This is a genomic window from Maledivibacter sp. (genome assembly GCA_025210375.1).
Taxonomy (GTDB): domain Bacteria; phylum Bacillota; class Clostridia; order Peptostreptococcales; family Caminicellaceae; genus JAOASB01.
Map to the genome: position 1 here is coordinate 74,884 of JAOASB010000002.1, position 22,627 is coordinate 97,510.

Annotated in this window: 23 protein-coding genes; all 23 read left to right on the forward strand. The window is 32.9% G+C overall.

From position 1 onward, the window contains the following. Positions 1-6 precede the first annotated feature (6 nt). The 23 genes from N4A68_00550 to yhbY all read left to right on the forward strand — a co-directional run bounded on the left by N4A68_00550 (position 7) and on the right by yhbY (position 22,219). A complete protein-coding gene (locus N4A68_00550; GenBank protein MCT4562806.1) occupies positions 7-603 on the forward strand; it encodes an electron transport complex subunit E in 597 nt (198 codons plus the stop codon). Between the two features lie 21 nt (positions 604-624). Further along, positions 625-1,206 carry an electron transport complex subunit RsxA gene (gene rsxA, locus N4A68_00555; protein ID MCT4562807.1) on the forward strand — a complete coding sequence of 194 codons (582 nt, stop codon included), beginning with the start codon at positions 625-627 and terminating at the stop codon, positions 1,204-1,206. A 64-nt stretch (positions 1,207-1,270) separates the two neighbouring features. Then, the gene (locus tag N4A68_00560) at positions 1,271-2,254 is read left to right on the forward strand and encodes a Fe-S cluster domain-containing protein (protein ID MCT4562808.1); all 984 of its coding nucleotides are present in this window, start codon (positions 1,271-1,273) and stop codon (positions 2,252-2,254) included. 471 nt (positions 2,255-2,725) lie between these two features. Further along, entirely contained in the window at positions 2,726-2,977 is a 252-nt protein-coding gene (locus tag N4A68_00565) for a DUF4321 domain-containing protein (GenBank protein MCT4562809.1), read from the forward strand. Between the two features lie 7 nt (positions 2,978-2,984). Continuing rightward, on the forward strand, positions 2,985-3,566 hold the full coding sequence (locus N4A68_00570; GenBank protein ID MCT4562810.1) for a Maf family protein: 582 nt from the start codon (positions 2,985-2,987) through the stop codon (positions 3,564-3,566). Positions 3,567-3,583: 17 nt separating this feature from the next. Further along, positions 3,584-4,276: a DNA repair protein RadC gene (gene radC, locus N4A68_00575; GenBank protein MCT4562811.1), complete on the forward strand. Its 693-nt coding sequence runs from the start codon at positions 3,584-3,586 to the stop codon at positions 4,274-4,276. 122 nt (positions 4,277-4,398) lie between these two features. After that, entirely contained in the window at positions 4,399-5,433 is a 1,035-nt protein-coding gene (locus N4A68_00580; protein ID MCT4562812.1) for a rod shape-determining protein, read from the forward strand. A 15-nt stretch (positions 5,434-5,448) separates the two neighbouring features. Continuing rightward, positions 5,449-6,285, forward strand: coding sequence for a rod shape-determining protein MreC (gene mreC, locus N4A68_00585; GenBank protein MCT4562813.1), 837 nt, complete (start codon positions 5,449-5,451; stop codon positions 6,283-6,285). Between the two features lie 11 nt (positions 6,286-6,296). Further along, entirely contained in the window at positions 6,297-6,779 is a 483-nt protein-coding gene (gene mreD / locus N4A68_00590; GenBank protein MCT4562814.1) for a rod shape-determining protein MreD, read from the forward strand. 112 nt (positions 6,780-6,891) lie between these two features. After that, positions 6,892-9,843 (forward strand): penicillin-binding transpeptidase domain-containing protein, encoded by a 2,952-nt coding sequence (locus tag N4A68_00595; GenBank protein MCT4562815.1) that lies wholly within the window; start codon positions 6,892-6,894, stop codon positions 9,841-9,843. 184 nt (positions 9,844-10,027) lie between these two features. Continuing rightward, the gene (gene minC / locus N4A68_00600; GenBank protein ID MCT4562816.1) at positions 10,028-10,654 is read left to right on the forward strand and encodes a septum site-determining protein MinC; all 627 of its coding nucleotides are present in this window, start codon (positions 10,028-10,030) and stop codon (positions 10,652-10,654) included. A 284-nt stretch (positions 10,655-10,938) separates the two neighbouring features. After that, positions 10,939-11,736, forward strand: coding sequence for a septum site-determining protein MinD (minD, locus tag N4A68_00605; GenBank protein MCT4562817.1), 798 nt, complete (start codon positions 10,939-10,941; stop codon positions 11,734-11,736). Between the two features lie 13 nt (positions 11,737-11,749). Next, a complete protein-coding gene (gene minE / locus N4A68_00610) occupies positions 11,750-12,025 on the forward strand; it encodes a cell division topological specificity factor MinE (GenBank protein MCT4562818.1) in 276 nt (91 codons plus the stop codon). 365 nt (positions 12,026-12,390) lie between these two features. Continuing rightward, positions 12,391-13,539: a rod shape-determining protein RodA gene (gene rodA / locus N4A68_00615; GenBank protein ID MCT4562819.1), complete on the forward strand. Its 1,149-nt coding sequence runs from the start codon at positions 12,391-12,393 to the stop codon at positions 13,537-13,539. Between the two features lie 380 nt (positions 13,540-13,919). Further along, positions 13,920-14,648 (forward strand): M23 family metallopeptidase, encoded by a 729-nt coding sequence (locus N4A68_00620; protein MCT4562820.1) that lies wholly within the window; start codon positions 13,920-13,922, stop codon positions 14,646-14,648. Positions 14,649-14,852: 204 nt separating this feature from the next. Next, complete coding sequence (locus N4A68_00625; GenBank protein MCT4562821.1) at positions 14,853-16,688, forward strand: TIGR03960 family B12-binding radical SAM protein; 1,836 nt, start codon at positions 14,853-14,855, stop codon at positions 16,686-16,688. Continuing rightward, positions 16,688-17,395 carry a TIGR03936 family radical SAM-associated protein gene (locus N4A68_00630; GenBank protein MCT4562822.1) on the forward strand — a complete coding sequence of 236 codons (708 nt, stop codon included), beginning with the start codon at positions 16,688-16,690 and terminating at the stop codon, positions 17,393-17,395. The genes N4A68_00625 and N4A68_00630 overlap by 1 nt, the downstream gene beginning before the upstream one ends. 19 nt (positions 17,396-17,414) lie before the next feature. After that, complete coding sequence (locus N4A68_00635) at positions 17,415-18,911, forward strand: Rne/Rng family ribonuclease (GenBank protein ID MCT4562823.1); 1,497 nt, start codon at positions 17,415-17,417, stop codon at positions 18,909-18,911. 328 nt (positions 18,912-19,239) lie between these two features. Continuing rightward, positions 19,240-19,551: a 50S ribosomal protein L21 gene (gene rplU / locus N4A68_00640; protein MCT4562824.1), complete on the forward strand. Its 312-nt coding sequence runs from the start codon at positions 19,240-19,242 to the stop codon at positions 19,549-19,551. 11 nt (positions 19,552-19,562) lie between these two features. Further along, on the forward strand, positions 19,563-19,895 hold the full coding sequence (locus N4A68_00645; protein MCT4562825.1) for a ribosomal-processing cysteine protease Prp: 333 nt from the start codon (positions 19,563-19,565) through the stop codon (positions 19,893-19,895). A gap of 4 nt (positions 19,896-19,899) precedes the next feature. Continuing rightward, positions 19,900-20,199 (forward strand): 50S ribosomal protein L27, encoded by a 300-nt coding sequence (gene rpmA, locus N4A68_00650; protein MCT4562826.1) that lies wholly within the window; start codon positions 19,900-19,902, stop codon positions 20,197-20,199. A 402-nt stretch (positions 20,200-20,601) separates the two neighbouring features. Continuing rightward, complete coding sequence (gene obgE, locus N4A68_00655; GenBank protein ID MCT4562827.1) at positions 20,602-21,885, forward strand: GTPase ObgE; 1,284 nt, start codon at positions 20,602-20,604, stop codon at positions 21,883-21,885. 40 nt (positions 21,886-21,925) lie between these two features. Further along, positions 21,926-22,219 carry a ribosome assembly RNA-binding protein YhbY gene (yhbY, locus tag N4A68_00660; protein ID MCT4562828.1) on the forward strand — a complete coding sequence of 98 codons (294 nt, stop codon included), beginning with the start codon at positions 21,926-21,928 and terminating at the stop codon, positions 22,217-22,219. Positions 22,220-22,627 lie beyond the last annotated feature (408 nt).

A 22,627-nucleotide genomic window follows, 5' to 3' on the forward strand; every position in this document is an offset into this window, starting at 1 on the left:
TGAAATATATTGAATCCATTTAAAAATTTAACAAACGGGTTATTTAAAGAAAATCCTATATTCTTTCAATTATTAGGAATGTGTCCTACTTTGGCGGTTACAACTTCGGCTAAGAATGGATTAGGTATGGGGCTTGCGTCAACAGCTGTTTTGATTTGTTCCAATATGGCTATATCTTTACTTAGAAAAGTTGTTCCTAGTAAAATTAGGATTCCAATATTTATAGTAGTAATAGCAACCTTCGTTACAATGGTTGGAATGGCAATGGAGGGTTATATGCCAGCTCTTTTCTCATCACTAGGTATATTTATACCACTAATTGTTGTAAACTGTCTTATACTTGCAAGGGCTGAAGCCTATGCATCTAAGAACGGAGTAGTAGGTTCTTTATTTGACGGATTAGGTATGGGATTAGGATTTACATGGGCATTAACATTATTAGGATCAGTTAGAGAATTATTTGGTGCTGGAAGTATTTTTGGTTTTAGCATTTTTGGTGCTGCTTATAAGCCTGCTTTAATTATGATATTACCTCCAGGTGCTTTCTTAGCATTAGCTATATTGTTGGCAATTAATAATGTAATAAAGTCAAAGTCAGCGTAATTTATGTAAGGAGGGTATGTTATGGAAAATGCAAGTATTTTTGTATTGCTAGTTAGTTCCATACTAGTCAATAACTTTGTTTTATCAAGATTCTTGGGAATTTGTCCTTTTCTAGGTGTTTCTAAGCAAGTTGAAACAGCAACTGGAATGGGAATGGCAGTTACTTTCGTTATGACATTAGCCGGGATTATGACATATTTTGTACAAAAACTTATCTTGATCCCTTTTCATATTGAATATTTACAAACCATAGCTTTTATATTGGTTATAGCGTCTTTGGTACAGTTTGTTGAGATAGTACTTCAAAAAATGAGTCCTACTCTTTATCAAGCACTTGGTGTTTTCTTACCACTTATAACAACTAACTGTGCTGTGCTAGGTTTGGCACTTTTAAATATTCAATATAAATTTAATTTAATACAAACAATTTTTCATTCATTTGGCGCAGCTGTAGGATTTTCATTGGCTATAGTACTATTTGCAGGTATTAGAGAAAAACTGGAAGTGGCAGATGTACCTACTCCTTTTAAAGGATTCCCTATAGCTCTTATTACTGCAAGCTTGATGTCTATAGCATTTTTAGGCTTTGCAGGTTTAGTTTAGACTTATTATGAATAAAAATAATTTATGTCCTTTTGAATGAACGTAATAGAGAAGGGGTGATACTATGGATTTAAATAATATACTTCTTGCCGGTGTAAGCTTAGGTGGAATGGGACTTGTGTTTGGTGCAGGACTAGCCTTTGCTTCTCAGAAGTTTGCTGTTGAAATAGATCCTAGAGCGCTTGCAATAAGAGACGCATTACCTGGTGCTAACTGTGGAGGCTGTGGTTTCCCTGGCTGTGATGGCTTTGCTAATGCAGTTGTTGCGGGAAACGCACCGGTAGATGGGTGTCCTGTTGGAGGACCAGATTGTGCAGGAAAAATCGCTCAAGTAATGGGTGTTGAAGTAAGCGAGAGTGTAAAACAAGTAGCTAGGGTTATTTGTAATGGTGATAACAGTAATTGTAAGGAAAAATATGAGTACTTTGGTATTCAGGATTGTAAAGCGGCGGCTATGTTGGGCGGAGGAAGTAAAAGCTGTAGCTATGGATGTTTAGGCTTAGGTACTTGCGTAAAGGCTTGTCCCTTTGATGCTATATCAATAACTGATGGAAACGTAGCAAAGATTGATCCAGAAAAATGTACAGCATGTGGAAAATGTATGGAAGTTTGTCCAAAGAACGTTATTGACTTTGTTCCGTATGAACAAGATGTATTCGTGGATTGTAACAATAAAGAGCTTGGTAAGCCTGTTAAGGATAAATGTAGTGTAGGGTGTATAGGCTGTAGGATATGCGTTAAATCTTGTCCATTTGGAGCTATAGAGTTTGAAAATAATGTTGCTAAGATAAACTATGAAAAATGTACAAATTGTATGTTATGTGCTGAAAAATGCCCTACTAAAGCTATATATGCTAATTTTGAAAAGCGTAGAAAAGCTGAAATAAATGAAGACGATTGTATTGGATGCACCCTATGTAAAAAAGTGTGCCCAGTGGATGCAATTGAAGGGGAAGTAAAAAATAAGCACAAGATAATTGAAGATAAATGCATTGGCTGCGGAGCCTGCGAAGAAAAGTGTCCTAAAAACGCAATAAAATTAAAATAAAAAAATATGGCAATTAATGTAAACCTATGGTATCCTATAATATGGGACTATCATAGGTTTTTTTATAAAATGCATAGATATATGATGCAGGAAAAAGGCGAACAGCTAAGGGGGAGATTCTTTAGGATCATACTCCTAGATATACATATAGGAAGATAAATATCAGCAATATTAGAATTACTTAAAAACCACACTGATTGCTTCAATCTATTTCTTTTTTCATTTTCTCATCCTAAGCTTATGACCTTAAACCTATTATTCATATTTGTAAAAAATACTACTTGTAATAATTTTTCCTAAATGCTAAACTTAGATTGTGTACAAAGTTAAGACTAAGGTTTGCAATACTTTGATAGATGTTTGAAAATGAAAAATATTATGGTTGCAAATCCAGAAAATAGATATTAACGCACGAATTGGATATAATAACATATGAAGCTTGACTAATATAGCTTATTGAGGAGGGTATCTATGGTGAGATCAAAAAATAGAAATCCGTGGCTTTTATTACTTTTGTTATTAGTTGGATTAGTTATTGGCGGAGTTATTGGAGACATATTTAGAGATAGTATTAAATGGCTTGGTTATAGCAAATCCATTGGCATCAGTCCAACTACTTTGGATCTTAATGTCATGAAATTCACCTTTGGTTTTACTATGAGTATTAATCTAGCAAGCATTATTGGTTTAGTTATTTCATTATTAATATTCAGTAGATTGTAGGTGGATTATGAAAAAAAGAATTGTTTTGGCTTCCTCATCACCTAGAAGACAAGAAATATTAAAAAATCTAGGCTTAACCTTTGATGTTGTTAAAAGTGATATTGATGAGAAAGTTAGAGAAGAAGAGCTACCCGAGCATATTGTTATGGCCTTGGCACTGGAGAAGGCTATAGATGTATCTAATAAGATAGATAGTGATGCTATCATAATAGCTGCTGATACTATAGTATATAAGGAAAAAGTATTAGGAAAACCTAGATCCTTTGATGATGCTTATAGTATGCTGACTTCATTACAAGATGATATACATCATGTTTATAGTGGACTAGCTATTATTGAAAGGGGTACCTATAACAAATATGTTACATATGAAAAAACTATGGTTAAAATAAAGAATCTATCTGATGACAAAATAAAAAGGTATATTGACACAGGTGAGGTTTGGGATAAGGCTGGGGCCTATGCTATTCAAGGGCTTGGTTCCACTATCGTAGAATATATCGAAGGTGATTATTTTAATGTTGTGGGGCTGCCAGTATCAAAGCTAGAAGATATTTTGCATAATCATTTTGATTTGAATATTTTGTAAGCATTGAGGTGTTAACTATGGATAGTGGTGGTTTAACAATAAAGAGCATGCCAGAAAATGAAAGACCGAGGGAAAAACTTATAAGATATGGAGTTCATACATTATCTAATAGTGAGCTTTTGGCTATACTAATAAGAATTGGATATAAAGAACGTTCTGCCCTTGAACTTGCCAATGTTTTGTTAAGCCACGCTGATAGTGGAATAAGATTTTTAGCTAATTGTACAGTACAGGAATTAAGTGAAATAAAAGGAATAGGGAAAACCAAAGCCTGTCAGATTATAGCAGCTGTTGAGCTTGGGAATAGACTGTCGAGAAGCTTACTGGAAATGAAGAAGACAATAAAATCTCCTAGGGATGTAACGGATATGGTTATTAATGATATGCGTTTTTTAGAGAAGGAGCATTTTAAAGTAATATTTCTAAATACGAAAAACGAAATTATAGCCTATGAAACGATTTCTATTGGGAGCTTAAATGCTTCTATTGTACACCCGAGGGAAGTTTTTAATAGAGCCATAAAAAAGAGCAGCGCATCCATAATACTTTTGCATAACCATCCTAGCGGCAATCCAGAGCCGAGTAAGGAAGATATCAATATAACTAAAAGATTGATTAAAGCAGGAGAGATAATAGGCATAGATGTATTGGATCATATAATTATTGGTGATGGCAATTATTTTAGCTTAAAAGAAAATTCTTTAATATAATATATACCTTTGCTTTTACTATTTATATTTTAGAAAAAATGTGAAAGTATTCATTGATTTTTATTGAGGATTAAAATGTAAAAATAATTATCATTATTGACAACTTAGGAAGGAGTAAATAAATGGGATTATTCAATTTATTTAGTAAAGATATAGGAATAGATTTAGGAACAGCTAATACATTAGTTAATGTTAAGGGAAGGGGTATTGTGGTTCGTGAACCATCGGTGGTAGCAATACAGGGTGATACTAAAGATGTTCTTGCCGTGGGGTTGGAAGCAAAAAAAATGATTGGTAGAACTCCTGGAAATATTATTGCCATTAGACCACTTAAAGATGGAGTTATTGCAGACTTTGATACAACGCAAAGTATGTTGAAATACTTTATAAAAAGAGCTAATCCTAAGAATTCGTTGATTTTTAGACCTAGGGTTTTAGTTTGTGTTCCTTCTGGGGTTACGGAGGTTGAGAAGAGAGCCGTGATTGATGCTACTGAGCAAGCTGGTGCTAAGGAAGCATATTTGATTGAAGAACCAATGGCTGCCGCTATAGGGGCAGGTTTACCCGTTGCTGAGCCTACAGGCAGCATGGTTGTTGACATTGGGGGAGGAACAACTGAAATTGCTATTATTTCTTTGGGTGGTATAGTTACCAGTAAGTCTGTCCGAATTGGTGGAGACGAAATGGATGAATCTATAGTCCGTTATATCAAAAAAGAATACAATCTTATGATAGGTGAAAGAACTGCTGAAGAAACTAAAATTAATATTGGTTCGGCTTTTCCTAAAGCTAAGGAAGAGAAAATGGATATTCGAGGACGAGATCTAGTTACTGGATTACCGAAAACCTTAACTATAACTTCAACTGAGATATTAAATGCTTTAAGTGAACCAGTAAATGCTATAACAGAAGGTATAAAGATTACTTTAGAAAAAACTCCACCGGAGCTTGCGTCGGATATAATGGAACACGGTATAATGCTTACGGGTGGGGGAGCGCTTTTGGATGGTTTAGATAGGCTTATAAAAGAAGAGACTGGTATGCCTGTGATGATAGCTGATGAACCCCTAGATTGTGTAGCCACAGGTACAGGGGTTGCATTAGAAGATTATGATTTACTTAGAAGAGTCTTCATATCTCCAAGAAGAAAAGTTTAAAGTGGTGATAGATAAATGAAAAATATTTTTAAAAGTAAAATAATGATAGTAACGATGGTTACTATCATTTTACTAGTTTTAATAGGTGGAACCTTTGGAGGAAGAGAGAATATAACTACTGCCGAAAAGTTAGTTGGAAATGCAGTAACGCCAGTACAAAAATTTTTCTATATAGGTGGTAATTTTATAGCTGATATCATAAGTCCTATAACAAAGGCATGGAAGCTCGATGAAGAAAATAAAAATATTAGGCAAGAGAATATTGAGCTCCAAAACCAGATTATCAAATTAAAACTACAAATACAGGAGTTTGAAGATTTAAAAGAATTAAAAAGCGCTCTTAACTATGCGGGTGAAAAGGGGATCACGAACTATATAACTTGTAATGTGGTAGCAAAGGACCCTGGAAACTGGTTTAATCTATTCACTATAGATGGTGGATTAAATGATGGTATAACAAAAAATAGTACTGTAATGAACGGCAGTGGATTGATTGGGATAGTCTATGAAGTCGGTGATAATTGGGCAAAGGTTATAACCATTATTGATAATAGAAGTAGAGTTAGCTTTGAAATTCTTACTGAAACAAATGATAATATCGGATTGATTAATGGTAATGGTGAAAAATTCTTAAAGGGATATTTATTTGATACGGAAGCCGATGCACAGGTTGGGAATCAAATAATAACCTCTGGGTTAGGTTTGTATCCCAAGGGGATTTTAATAGGAGAAATAAAGGAAATCATTGTTAAAGAAGATGAGATGTTAAAGGGTATTATTGTAGAGCCAAGTGTTAACTTTAAGAAATTAGATAGAGTATTTGTAATACCAAATAATCAAATTGGGGATTAAAGGGGTTTAAAATGAACGGATATTTATTGACATTAATCATGGTGTGTAATTTTATTCTACAAGCCACTGTTCTACAGCACTTCCGCATTGATGGTGTTTTGCCCAATACAGCACTAATAATAGTTGTTATTATTAGCATTTTATATGGCAGGAAAAAGGGAATTGCCTCAGGTATTATTGCGGGTGTTTTGCAGGACATTTTTTTTAGCAAGGGATTAGGTATAAACATATTGATATATACTTTTACAGCCTATTCGATTGGTGGATTTGAAAGCAGAGTTTTTAAGGACAACTATCTTACGCCATTGCTTTTACTAAGTCTATCCACTTTTTTTTATCATAGTATATATTTTGTATTAATGCATTTTTTAAGACATTCAGTAACCTATTTGTCTGTTTTAAAAACTGTTACGGTTACTGAGACTATATACAATTCCATTTTAGGTATTATAATTTATAGAGTATTCTACAATCGAGTATATTATAGTAGATAAAAAAATCGGGATATTAACTTAGCATAATCGTATATAGATTATAAATGAATATTTAGTAGTGATGATTAGGTGGCAAATATGCAATTTGTTTATATGGGTTTGGAGGAAAAATATGCTGGATAAACTAAAGGATAGAAATAATCAAGTCATTATTGGGTTTGTGATAATTTTCCTTATTATTTTTGTACGTCTTTCCAATTTAACTATTGTTGAAGGTGAAAAAAGGCGGGAAAATTCTGAAAATATACGCAAGAAGGATATTCCCATAGTAGCGCCAAGGGGTGAAATAAGGGATAGGAATGGTGTGCTTATAGCCGGCAATGTTTCTAGCTTCACCGTCCAATTAGTTAGAAGTGAATTGCCTAAAAAAGAGCTTAATAAGGTTGCAATAAAAATTATGAATATACTGGATAAGAATTCTGAAAATCATATTGAATTTCCAATATTGATTCAAGATGGACAGTACATTTATTCTTATGATTTGGAGATTAATGATTGGTTAGAGTCCTTAGGAGAAGAATACCAAAATTTAAAGGATGCGGAGGCTGTTTTTAATAAGATAGTTTCTAAAAACATACCTATTGAGAACATAGATAAAATTAAGGCTCAAGAATATTTAATAGCCATGGGTATAAATCCTCCTATTTCTATTAGCAAAATGAAGTTTTTGCCTGAGATAAAAAAAGAGAGCTTTTTGAATAGTTATAGGCTGGATACTAATATAGATGCTAGAGAAGCATTTAGGGAAATAAGAAAAAAATATAAAATAAGTGATGAGTACTCTGATGTAGATGCGAGAAAGATTTTGACTATAAGACATGCTTTAAAGCAGCAGGGATACTTGCAGTATAAGCCATTAAGTATAGCTACTGATATATCTGAAAGAACTGCAATACTAATAGAAGAAGAGGGAATGGATTTGCCAGGGGTTGGAGTAGCTATAGAACCTAAAAGACATTATCCTAATGGGAAATTAGCTGCTCATATACTTGGGTATCTTGGGAAGATATCCTATAAAAGCGAGATAAAGAAATATGTAGAAGATAATGGGTATTCTAGAAATGATATTATTGGTAAAACAGGAATTGAGGGTGTATTTGAACTACAGCTTAGAGGAAAAAATGGAGTAAAATCCGTTGAAGTTGATACCTATGGTAGAACGGTTAAAGAGCTAGTTTATGAAAAAAAACCCAAGCCCGGTGAGGATATATATCTGACAATAGATTCGGATTTACAAAGGGTGGCTGAGGAATCTCTTAAGTATGCCCTTGATGAGATCCAAAAAGGTGGAATCTTTAAAAGTAAATGGGGTGACTATAAGTATAAAGATGCATTTCCAAATGCAAAAGCAGGAGCTGTTGTTGTTACTGACGTAAATACTGGTGAAGTACTTGCGTTAGCAAGTTATCCATCATACAATCCTAATCTTTTTGCCACGGGCATATCCAGTAAGGATTGGCAAAGCTTGCAGCCTGAAAATAAAAGAGATCCTATAGCTCCAAGTCCACTTCTAGATATTGCTACTATTACTGCTGTGCAGCCAGGCTCAATTTTCAAAATGATTACCGGCTTAGCAGCTATAGATCAAGGACTTGATCCAAATAGAAAGCTTTATGATGGAGGAGTAATAAAAAGAGGAGCAAAAACCTTTGGATGTTGGCTTTGGAATGCTCATCCAGGTGCCTCCCACGGTTATGTTGATGTAGTTAGTGCAATAGAAAATTCTTGTAACTATTATATGTATGATGTTGTCAATGGATATGATTACTACAAGGATAAGCCTTTAGGAATAGATATGAATGTTTATAAACTTATTGATTACGCGAAATTATTCGGTTTAGGAGATAGTACGGGGATAGAAATATCCGAAATAGCACCTGGAGCCCCGGATCCAGATAAAAAATCAGTGACTACATTAATATACTTAAAAAGAAGACTCTATAATATTAGTGAAGATTATTTTCCTGCACATATATTAAATGATGAGAACAAATTAAAAGAGTGTATAGATGAAATAATAGGTTGGGGCGATGAGAATCCTTCAAGGGGTGAAATTATAAGAAGACTAAATAGAATTGGCATAGAAGAGAATAAAGTAGCTCCACTAGCTGATATCATAAAGTTTGACTATTTCAATCAAATGGATTTTAAAGAAGGAGATGCTTTTAACCTGGCAATTGGTCAAGGTTCCCATGCATATACACCTGTTCAGATGGCTAGATACATATCAGCCATTGCTAATGGAGGGTATCTAAATGAATTGACTTTAATAAAAAAAGTAGGCCATGTAGAACAGTCTAAGGCATATAGCAATCAAAAGGTAGCTTTAAATAACGATGAGAATCTAAAGTATATAAAGGAAGGTATGAAAAGAGTTACCACAACTGGTACAGCTAGGGCTGTTTTTCATGGATTTGAGGGGGTTGCAGGAAAAACTGGAACGGCCCAGAGAGAAGGGAAAATACCTCCATTAGATGAGGTGGAATATCTAAAAAAACATTTGAAGGATATAGCTCCTAGACTTTCATTAAATACAATCACAACTGAGTCTTCAAGAATATTTGAAGAACGGAAGAAGGAATTAGAAGAATTACAAGGTAAATTAGAAAAGCTTCAAGAACAAATTTCATCACTACAAGGGCAATATGGGGAAGCTACTAGTGAAAAATCAAAAGAAGAAATTAATAAAGATATTGAAGAAGTTAAAGGTAGAAAGAATAGAGTAAATAGTGAGATAATCAATAAATTAACACGTGGTTATTTTGACGAAGGGTCAATAATGAGGGAAGCCATAAAAAGCTTGACTAGGGATAATGTAACCGATGCAAGAATTGACCAGTTTAAAAGGGACTATGACAACTTTGCATGGTTTGTATCCTTTGCCCCCTACGAGAAACCTGAGATTGCAGTTGTAGTATTACTATTCCAAGGCGGTCACGGTGGCTATGGTGCCCCCATAGCCAAGGAAATAATTGGTACCTACTTGAAGGTTGAAAGTGAAGAATCGGATGAAAATGTGGAAGAGGCAATTGAAGAAATTGGAAATATAGAGGGAACCAATTAAAATGCTGAGGTATATAGTGCCTCAGCATTATTTATAATAAAAATCCTATTATAAAAGCAGGAATATGCAATTCATTGAAGAATAATAATTATAATTGCTTAAGATTTTATGACATTAATTCTGGTTTAATTATATTAACCTATAAGACTATACATTTTAGCTTTAAATATGGAGGTTGCATTAAATGGCTTTAAACAGCAATATAGAATTTAAGGGAACAAAGGATGGTTTAATAATTCATTTGAATGAAGCTTGTGAATATGAGAAACTGAAGGAACAATTAATTGAAAGACTGGAAAAAACCAAAAATTTCTTTATGGGGGCTAAAGTTGCTGGAATTCAGGGAAAAAGTTTAAGCAGTAATGAAGAAAGTGAAATAATTGATATAATGAATAATAAATTTGGAATGATTATGGTAGAAAAGCCTGTTAGATGTTATAAAAAAGAAGAGGTTTTTAATGGATTAGACGAAGGTATCACAAAGTTTGTGAAGACTACACTGAGATCAGGCATGAAAATTGAGTTTAAAGGTAATGTAGTAATTATGGGTGATGTCAACCCAGGAGCAGAAGTTATAGCCTATGGAAATATAGTTGTGATGGGATACTTGAGGGGAACTGCACATGCAGGTGCCAATGGTAATAATAAAGCCTTTGTATCGGCTTTAAGATTACTTCCCACTCAACTAAGAATAGGGAAATTTATAGCAAGGGCTCCCGATAACGGCTCCTATAATCCTAAATACCCAGAAAGGGCTTTTGTGAAAAATGAGATAATACATATTGAACCCTATCTAACAAAAAATAGATAAGTTCTACATATCTATGGAGTAAATTGCATAATTACTTTCTACAGAAATCATCTACTATATATAGTTTTAAAAGCCATAAAGTTATACTACCAAATATGCTATATCTTAAATGCTCAAATTAAGGATGATATTCCCATATTAGGCTTAGTCAAGTCAGAGTTATACAATTTCCTCTATAGCCAATATACCTTTATTTTAATGTTGAGTGAGGGCGTTGGGGGAAGCTGTCGGTATAAATGATAAAAAGAAACTAACCACAAAATATTTTATTGGAGGTAATTGTCATGGGCGAAGTTATTGTTGTTACATCTGGAAAAGGTGGTGTTGGTAAAACAACAACTACCGCGAATATCGGTGCAAGTCTTGCGATTTTAGGTAAAAAAGTTGTTGTTATTGATGCTGATATAGGGCTTAGAAACTTAGATGTTGTTTTAGGATTGGAAAATAGAATAGTTTATGATCTTGTGGATGTAGTTGAGGGAGTTTGTCGACTAAAACAAGGATTAATACGGGATAAGAGATTTGAAGGACTTTATTTATTACCTGCTGCACAAACAAAGGATAAGACAGCGGTTTCTCCAAAGCAGATGCAGGATTTATGCAATCAGCTAAGGGAAACATTTGACTACGTTTTGGTTGATTGTCCAGCAGGAATTGAGCAGGGTTTTAAAAACGCCATAGCTGGAGCAGATAGAGCCGTAGTAGTTACTACTCCAGAGATATCTGCTGTTAGGGATGCCGATAGAATCATAGGACTTTTAGAAGCCGCTGAACTGACCAATCCTATGCTTATAATAAATAGAATAAGAATAGAAATGGTAAAAAAGGGAGATATGATGAATATAGAGGACATGACGGATATTCTTGCAATTGACCTTTTAGGAATAGTGCCCGATGATGAGTATATTGTAATATCTACCAACAAAGGGGAGCCGGCAGCAAAGGAAGAAAAATCTATGGCTGGACAAGCCTTTAGAAATATTGCTAGACGAATAACAGGAGACGATGTACCATTTATGGACCTAGATATACAAGAAGGGTTTATGGTTAAGCTCGCTAAATTGTTTGGAATAAGTAAATAAGGGGGGTTAACATATGCTAGATGTATTTAAATTTTTTAGTAAGGATGACGGAACAAGTAAAGATGTCGCAAAGGAAAGGTTAAAACTAGTATTGGTACATGATAGAACAAATTGTTCTGAAAATTTCTTGGAGATGGTAAGAGGAGATTTGCTTAATGTGATATCTGATTACATGGAGATAGATGAGGAAGGATTGGACATAAGAATCACAAAAACAAAAAGAAACGATGAAAGAGTTATGCCTGCACTTGTTGCAAATATTCCAATAAAGAAAATGAAAAATAGATAAATTAGACTTTTAGAGGGACTGTCTCAAAAGACAATCCCTTAAGCTTTGCACTTTAGTATTTCAAAATAAATAAAATTTTGGGTTTTGAAATCCCTTTGGTTCCATTAGGATTAATTATAAATGCCAAGTCAGTGGAATTCAAATAACAAATAAATCTGTTATTTTAAGATATCCATTTTCATTTGAGGAAATTGCATAATATATATCCAATGGTTTCTGGAATTCTTAAACTATACATTTTGTATAAGGTTATTATTTAATTTTATCATTTGTATAAATTTGCATATAATATGTTATTATTAATATTGGTGGGAGTATTTTTTTATGTTATAATTCAGTATAGGTTATGTTAAATGAGGTGCATTATGTTTGAAAGAAGACTAATCAAAAATATTGACTATGGATTGATAGGAATAGTAATATTAATATTTCTTATCGGATTGGTGATAATTACCAGTGCGACGAATCTTATTGATTTATCAAAGGATATGACATTTAAAGACAATATAGAAGAAATAATTAATAAAGGTATAAAAAGGCAGCCTAAGATTCAAATTGTTGCATTTATAATTGGAATATTCGCCATAATGGCTACTTTGACTATAGATTATAATAACTTTGGTAATGCATATAAGCCCTTGTATATTATAGCCCTATTATTACTATTGACAGTTTATATTCCGGGGCTTGGAGTAATTAAAGGTGGAGCTAGGAGCTGGATAAAATTTGGGAAAATTTATGTTCAGACATCGGAAGTAGCTAAGCTAGGGTTTATTTTGTCCTTTGCCAAGTATTTAGAGATAAAGTTTGATAAGCTTGATAGTGTCAAGGATATAATTGGACCGGTATTATTTATTTCACCCTTTATATTATTACTTTTAAAGCAGCCGGATTTAGGTTCAGCATTGGTGTTTATAATTATTGCCTTTGGGATGCTTTTTATTGCCGGGATTAATATAAAGCTAGTATTATATGGAGGCTTAATAGGTATTTCATCTATGCCATTGGTATATAATTTTTTGGAAGATCATCAAAGAAAGAGGATAGATGCTTTTCTTAATCCATCTGATACTACTTTGAACTGGCATGTGGACAAGTCAAAAACTGCTATTGGTTCAGGAATGCTATATGGTAAAGGAATATTTAAAGGAACATTTCATAGGGGAGATTTTTTGCCCGTTCAAGAGACTGATTTTATATTTGCAGTTTTAGGTGAAGAATTAGGCTTGATAGGTTGTTCGGTAATACTATCCCTATATTTTCTTTTCTTATATAAAATGATGAAGATAGCAAAAAATGCTAAGGATGTCTATGGATTATTAGTTGTTACTGGTATTACATTTATGTTTGCCTTTCAAATAATCGAGAATATTGGGATGACTATAGGAATTATGCCCGTTACTGGAGTGACATTGCCATTTCTTAGCTATGGGGGAAGTTCTTTGATAACAAGCATGGTTGCTTTAGGTTTGGTCCTCAATGTATCCATGAGAAATAAAAAGATAAGATTTTGATATAATTTGCTTTTAATTAAAATATGAAATACCTTTATACGATAGAAATTCCAGTCAAAGCTTTAATTTATACATATCAGAAATCCCCTAAGAAGTATAGGGTATTTCCATATGTATAAACTAATGTTTATCCTAGAGTGTATATAGAAGATTTCCTATAGAATAGGAAGTCTTTTATTTTGTGTGGAGTAATATTTCATTAAACTTAATTTATACATCTCAAAATATCCAATGTTTCTAGGGATTTTTGATGTGTATAAATTAATTGTTTAACTGGAATAGCTATAGAAGTTATAAATAGCTTTGTACTATATTTTGGTAATAAATGTCCTTCTTTAAAAATATATTATAATAACTCATTAAACATAAGGAGGGCAATTATGGATAAGTCATATAGAAGAAATATGGCAAATAGACAAAGAAAAAGCTATTATGGATATAGCAAGTATAAATCCAAAATGAAAAACAACAAGTCTTCTAGTATATATAGGAGAGTCTTGACTCAAATATTAGTATCAATCTTAGTAGTATTATTAATAATAATATTTAAAAGTATTAATACTCCTTTAACAAACAACACCACATCAATGATAAAGGAAGCTATGTATGCACAGTTCGATTATAAAGATAGTATAGACCAATTAAAAGAATATGCTGTAAAGATAAAGGATTATACAGTTAAAGCTGTGCCCGTTTTTAATAGATTTACCAGGGAGGTAGAAATGGCTCGCCCTATAGAAGGTGTAGTAATATCTTCCTATGGAGAAAACTATAATTCTATTACGGAAAAAAATACATTTCAAAGGGGCATAAATGTAAAGGCAATAAATATGAAGATAGTAAAATCTGCTGATGACGGGGTAGTGGAAATGATAGGTGAAAGTGAAAGCCTAGGAAAATTTGTCAAGATAAGTCATGGCGAGGATATTTTTTCTATATATAGCAATTTAGACAGGATATTTGTTAAAGAAAAGGAAAGTATTATTAGGGGACAAAGAATTGGTGAATTAGGTGGTTTACAAAGTTCATACCTACATTTTGAGCTTTGGATTGACAATGATGCCGTTGACCCACAATTATATATGGATTACAGCGTCACAGGTATCTAGAAAAATATCTAACTACACCTTGGACATGTAATATCCCATATTGATAGTAATAAAGCCTATTAATAGTTGTTAAAAGATGTTAAAATGTTTAATAAGAAAAACAATTTAAATATTTGAAATTAGTATCTTTGTACTTAAAAAGCATGTATAATATACAATAATGCAATACTAAAGATAAACGTGTTATTTCAAGGAGGAGCATCAATGAATGAAAGAATAGAAGAAATCTTAAACAAAGTAGAGAAACCTAGTAGGTATATTGGGGGAGAAATAAATAGCTTTGAAAAAGAAATAAATGGCAATACCATTAGATATGGATTTGGGTTTCCAGATACATATGAGGTAGGTATGTCCCATTTAGGTATGCATATAATCTATAATCTACTTAATCAATTAGATGATGTATTTTGTGAGAGGATATTTGCTCCGTGGATTGATATGGAAGAAATACTCAGAAAAGAAGATATACCAATGTTCACTCTGGAAACTCATAGTGCAATAAATGAACTGGATATGATTGGATTCACGCTACAATACGAGCTTAGCTATAGCAATATACTAAATATCTTAAATCTTGGGAAAATACCTTTGAAAAGCAGTGAAAGGGATGAATCATGTCCCATTATTTTAGCTGGAGGCCCCTGTGCCTATAATCCTGAACCCTTGGCGGATATTGTTGACTTCTTTGTTTTAGGCGAAAGCGAAGAGGTTTTAATTGAGATTCTTGATGTTTATAAAAGCTTAAAAAGCAAGGGCTTCAAAAAACAAGAGTTTTTAAAGCAAATAAGTAAAATAGAAGGGATTTATGTTCCAAGCTTTTATGAGGCCCTATATAATGAAGATGGAACAATCAAAGGATTCAAGCCTAAAAATGAGGATTACCCTGTTAAAATAAAAAAGAGAATTATAAAAGACCTTAATAATGTTTTTTATCCTGAAAAGGTTATAGTTCCCTTTACAGATGTTGTACATAATAGGGCTATGGTTGAAATATTTAGAGGCTGTACAAGGGGTTGTAGATTTTGTCAGGCAGGAATGATATACAGGCCTATTAGAGAAAGAAAATCTGATAAAGTACTAGAACTAGCTGATAAGCTTTTAAAAAATACCGGATATGAAGAAATTTCTATATCCTCCCTTAGTACAAGTGACTATTCCGAGCTGCATGAGTTAGTAAGGGGTTTAATAGATAAATATCTAAATAAAAAAATAGGAGTCTCCGTGCCTTCCTTGAGACTAGATTCCTTTTCACTAAAGCTAATAGAGGAAATTCAAAAAATTAGGAAGACGGGACTAACATTTGCTCCAGAAGCAGGCAGCCAGAGACTTAGAGATGTTATTAATAAAGGGGTAGAAGAAAAAGACCTGATAGATGCAGTAACAAATGCCTTTGGACTTGGTTGGGGAACTATAAAATTATATTTTATGATGGGATTACCTACTGAGGTTTACGAAGACTTAGATGGAATAGCAGATTTAGGACGAAAGGTAGTAGATACTTATTACAACACTCCAAAGGAAAATAGAAGTAAGGGTTTGAAGGTTACTATTAGTACTTCTTCCTTTGTACCTAAACCCTTTACTCCATTCCAATGGGAACCCCAGGATGCAATTGAAACCTTGGTAGAGAAACAGCAATATTTAAAAAGCAAATTAAAGCATAGAAATATTACTTATAACTACCATGATTCTAAGACAAGCTTTCTTGAAGCCGTATTTGCAAGGGGTGATAGAAGAATTGGCAGTGTTCTAATTAAAGCATTTGAAAAAGGTTGCAAATTTGATGGATGGCAAGAGTATTTCCTATATGATAAATGGATGGAGGCCTTTGAGGAATGTGGAATTGATCCTGCTTTTTATGCAAATAGAGCTAGAAAATATGATGAAATACTGCCTTGGGATCATATTGATGTTGGGGTATCCAAGAAATATTTAATAAATGAAAATGAAAAGTCCAAGGAAGAAAAATTGACTAAGGACTGTAGATTAGGTTGCACAGGTTGTGGAATAAATAATGGATTTATAGGCGGTGTTTGCTAATGTGTAAAATTCTAACCAAATTTACTAAACAAGACAGAATGAAATTTATTTCCCATTTGGAATTGATAAGTGTAATTGAGAGGGCATTTAGAAGAGCAGATATACCCCTAAAATTCTCCCAAGGCTTTAATCCACATCCTAAGATATCCTTTGCTGCACCACTGTCTGTAGGTGTTTCTAGTGAAGGTGAATATTTAACTGTAGAGATTCAAGATCAAATTGATATTGATGATTTTAAAAACAAAGTTAATATTGAACTTCCAAAGGGCATAGAATTTATTAAGTGCAAATATATTGATCCAAAGAGTAAAGCACTTATGAGTATAGTTGAAGATGCTACTTATATTGTTAAGTGTGTAACGAAAGAATTCTATGATTCAGGGGAAATAGATAGGATTATTGAAGCCTTTTTAGATAAAAAGGAAATACTTTATAAGAAGATTGGTAAAAGGAAAAAGGAGAAGATAATAAATATAAGAAATTATATTAAAAGTATAATAGTTTTAGCAAAGGAAGATAATGAAATAATCCTTAAGTTAACTGTATCCACGGGAAGTCAAGGAAATTTGAAACCAGAAGTTTTAGTAAATAAGCTTGTGGAGTTGGAAAAAATTAAAATAGATTTAGATAAATTAAAGATACATAGACTAGATATATTTTCATCAAAGGAAAATAAATCAATGGTTCCCATTGATAGAACAATCTAATAGTTAAGGTGGGGAAGCAATGAATAAAATAGTAATTGATTCGGGTCTTGGCCAGAGTCGGGTTGCAATACTGGAAAGTGGTGAATTAGCTGAATATTATATTGAAAGTAAAAACTTAAAAAGACTAGTTGGAAATATCTATAAGGGGAGAGTAAAAAATGTTTTGCCTGGAATGCAAGCTGCATTTGTGGACATAGGTTTAGAAAGAAATGCCTTTTTATATGTCAAGGATGCAATTCCCCAGGAAATACTTAATAAAAAGAAAAAAGCCTTTAAAGATATTTTAATTAAAGACGTGGTAAAAAATGGACAAGAGATAATTGTTCAAATAACTAAAGAACCTATGGATAGTAAAGGGGCTAGGGTTACAACACATCTTTCATTTCCTGGAAGATACTTGGTATTCATGCCCGAAGTTGACTATATAGGGATATCCCGTAGAATTGAAGATGAAAATGAAAGAGATAGGTTAAGAAAAACAGTAGAAGAAATAAAGCTTGAAAATATGGGTGTAATAATAAGAACTGAATCAGAAAATAAGGGAAAAAGTGATTTAGAAGAGGATTTAAAATATCTCTTAAGACTCTGGCAAAAAATCGAAAAAGAAAAAAAACTAGGCTTTCCACCAAAAATATTGTATAAGGACTTAGATTTAATACATAGAACTATTAGAGATTTTTTTACGGATGATATTGAAGAGCTAGTTATAAATGATAAAGAGAACTATAATATGATTTTGGAATTTGTGGACTTAATCTCTCCTAAGCTGAGGGAAAGAGTAAAGTATTTTGATCCAGGTATAAATATATTTAGCTACTATGGAATAGAGAAACAGATTAAATCTGCATTGAGCAAGAAGGTATGGCTTAAAAATGGAGGATATATAGTCATTGACAAGACGGAAGCCATGACAATAATAGATGTTAATACAGGAAAGTATGTTGGGGTCAATGATTTATCTGAAACAATTGTTAAGGTAAATAAAGAGGCTGCAAAGGAAATAGCTAAGCAGATTAGATTAAGGGATATAGGTGGAATTATTATAATAGACTTTATTGATATGGTGAATAAAAATCATGATCAAGAGATACTTGATGTTTTAACTGATGAGCTATCTAAGGATAGAGTTAGAACTAATGTGGTAGGTATGACTGGACTAGGGCTTGTGGAAATGACAAGAAAGAAGGTTCGAAATCGTATTAGCTCAATATTGGAAACAAAATGTCCATATTGTGATGGCCTGGGATTAGTACTTACTCCAGAAACAGTTATAAACAATTTGGAGCATGAACTAAAAAGAATATCCTTACATACCAATTCAGAAGCCGTAATAGTAGACTTAAATAAGGATGTTGAAAGGATACTACACAATGATATGAATGAATATTTAGAGAAACTAGAAAAAACGTTGAATCTAAAGATTTTCATTGAAGGAAAAGACGATGTTCATTCTAATCATTATGAAATAAAGAAAATGGGTAGATTAAGTGTGATAAAGGATATTTTAAATAAATAGGGGAAATTATATTTATAAATAGGGTTAAAAACCATTATAATATTTTATTGAGCAAATTGCATAATTACTTTCTATAAAAACCATCTAATACATGTAGTTTGAAAATCTTCAAAGCTATACCACCAAATATGCTATATCTTAAATATTCAAATTAAGGATGATATTCGCATATGCAATTTCCTCTATTGACATTCCTTTTTAGCTATGATAACATGTATATGTTGTGGATATTGAGCTAGATGTTTGATGTTCACTGGTAGCCGCTCGAATCGGGTTTTAAAACTTTAAGTACCTAGATTTGGCGAGACTGGATTGAGGAGGTGTAAGGATGTACGCAATTATCGAAACTGGTGGAAAGCAGTATAGAGTTCAAGAAGGTGATACTCTATTTATCGAGAAGATTGAAGCAACTGCTGGTGAAACTGTTGAGTTTGACAAAGTTTTAGTTGTTTCAAATGAAGGTAAACTATCTGTAGGAACTCCATTTGTTGCGGGTGCAAAGGTTGAGGCTTCTGTAGTTGGGCAAGGTAAAGGCAAAAAAGTAATTGTATTTAAATACAAGTCTAAGAAGGACTATAGAAAAAAACAAGGCCATCGTCAACCCCATACAAAGATAAAAATTGAAAAAATTAATGCTTAAGGTTAATCCATATGATCAATATTAAGATTAATAGAAACGAAGAAAATAATATAATATATTTTAGTGTCAATGGACATGCCAATTTTGATGAGTTTGGTAAGGATATAGTATGCGCTAGTATATCTATTCTTAGTCAAACAGCGGTATTAGCTTTGTATGAAGTTGCCAATATAGATGTTACATATGAAATGGATGAAGGTTTGATTTCATGTCGGATTCCAGATAACATTGATGTAAAGCAAAGAGAAAAAGCTAATATAATCATTGATACTATGCTGATTGGAATAAAAGGTACTATAGAAATATATCCTGAATATATAACGCTTCAAGATGAGGAGGTGTGAAGCCATGCTATTCAAAATGAATCTTCAGCTTTTTGCTAGTAAAAAGGGAGTAGGTTCTTCTAAAAACGGTCGTGATAGTGAATCTAAAAGACTCGGAGTTAAAAGAGCAGACGGACAATTTGTTAATGCTGGAAGTATCATAGTTAGACAAAGAGGAACAAAGATACATCCAGGGAACAATGTTGGAAAAGGCGGAGACGATACTCTTTTTGCTAAAGTAAATGGTGTAGTTAAGTTCGAAAGAAAAGGCAAAGATAAAAAGCAGGTAAGTGTATATCCTGTAGATGAAGCTGCTGCACAATAATTTGAGTGAAAGCCCATACTTAAGGTATGGGTTTTTATATTTAGGCACATGAAAAAAATAAACTAGTCATTTTGCTTGTTTATTTTTTTCATGTGCTTTATAGGGATGTTATCTGAAAATATCTATAGATGGTTTTTGTAGGACGTAATTATGCAATTTGCTCTATTAAAAGTATATTAGTAAGATAAAATGAAAATAATGTTTTTAAAGACATAAAAATGACTTATAGACTTGAAACTTACGTCTTGGAACTCTATAATATAGATATTCCGGTTAAACAATTAATTTATACACATCAAAGCTCCCTAGAAACATTGGATATTTTCATATGTATAAATTAAGTTTAACTTTGGGAAATCTATATAATTAAAAAATACGTGTACATATTAAAAGGTGATGAAAATGTTTGTAGATAAAGCAAAGATATTTCTTAAAGGTGGTAAAGGTGGAAACGGTGCTGTTTCCTTCCGTAAAGAAAAATATGTCCCAGCCGGTGGCCCAAATGGGGGAGATGGCGGACGTGGGGCTAGCGTAATATTTGAAGTTGATGAGGGGTTAAAAACTCTAATGGACTTTAGATATAAAAGCAAGTATATTGCTGATTCAGGAGAAAATGGTCAAAGAAAAAACAGATTTGGTAAGGATGCAGAAAATTTAATTTTAAAGGTACCCCCTGGAACTATTGTTAAGGATGAAGAAACCGGTGTAGTTTTAGCGGATTTAACTGAGCATGGACAAAAGTCAGTAATTGCTAAGGGTGGGAAGGGTGGTAAGGGTAATGTTCATTACAAAACCTCCACCAGACAAGCACCTAACTTTGCGGAGGCAGGAGATTATGGGGAAGAACGATGGGTAGTGCTAGAGCTTAAGCTTTTAGCCGACGTGGGACTCGTGGGATTCCCTAATGTTGGAAAATCCACATTGCTTTCTGTTGTTACCAAGGCGGCTCCAAAGATAGCTAACTACCACTTTACGACTATCAAACCAAATCTTGGGGTGGTAAATGTGGTAGAAGGTAAAAGCTTTGTTTTAGCAGATATACCTGGGCTTATAGAGGGGGCACATGAAGGCGTTGGATTAGGACATGAATTTTTAAGGCATGTGGAACGAACTAAGCTTCTTATACATGTAGTTGACGTATCGGGGGTTGAAGGGCGTAATGCTATTGAAGATTTTGAAAAAATAAATAAGGAATTAGAATTATTTAATTCTACTTTAGCCTCTAGACAACAGGTAATTGCGGCAAATAAAATAGACCTCTTAGACGACACTAATAAATTCAAGGAATTTGAAGAATTGATGACGGAAAGAGGCTACAAAGTGTTTCCTATTTCAGCGGCTACTAATAAGGGTGTAAGGGAATTAATGCTTTACATAACACAGTTACTTGATAAGATTGAGGATGAGCCGGTGGAGACTATAGAAACCGAGCATCAAGTATTTACCATGGAGAAAAAAGTGAAGGAAGACGAATTAATTATAAGAAAAGAAAATAATATTTATATAGTAGAAGGAAAAGCATTAGATAAAATAGTATATTCAACGGATTTCAATGACATAGATTCAATAAGACGATTCCAAAGCATCTTAAAAAAACGTGGTGTTTTTGAGGAGCTCAAAACCCTTGGTATTGATGATGGTGATACAGTAAAGATATATGACATCGAATTTGAATACTATGACTAAAACCGTATAATGTTTAATATTTAATAAGGAGAGGATTTATTTGCTAACAAGTAAGCAGAGATCTTATTTGAAGGGATTAGCTAATAATATTGAAGCTGTCGCTTATATAGGTAAGGAAGGTATATCAGAAGGTTTTTTAAAGCAGTTGGATGATGTATTAGAAGCCCGCGAATTAGTTAAGGTGAGTATACAAAAGAACAGTATTCTTGATACGAAGGAGGCTGCTAATGAAGTTGCTAAATTAACTCGTTCTGAATTTGTTCAAGCCATAGGAAGAAAGTTTGTTTTATATAGAAAGTCAAATGAAGATCCCAAGATCGAATTGTCTATGTAATTTTATATATTGTTCAGTATTCTTAAATGTTTATGTGGTCGTTAGACCACTATTTTTCTAGCTTTTTTAGAACTTATAAACTATAAATATGTCTTTATGTGTATGGCATATAGATTTCCCAAAGTTAAACTTAATTTATACATCTCAAAATATCCGATGTTTCTAGGGATTTTTGATGTGTATAAATTAACTGTTTAACTGGAATATCTATATAGATTTCCCAAAGTTAAACTTAATTTATACATCTCAAAATATCCGATGATTCTAAGGATTTTTGATGTGTATAAATTAACTGTTTAACTGGAATATCTATATAGATTTCCCAAAGTTAAACTTAATTTATACATCTCAAAATATCCGATGATTCTAAGGATTTTTGATGTGTATAAATTAACTGTTTAACTGGAA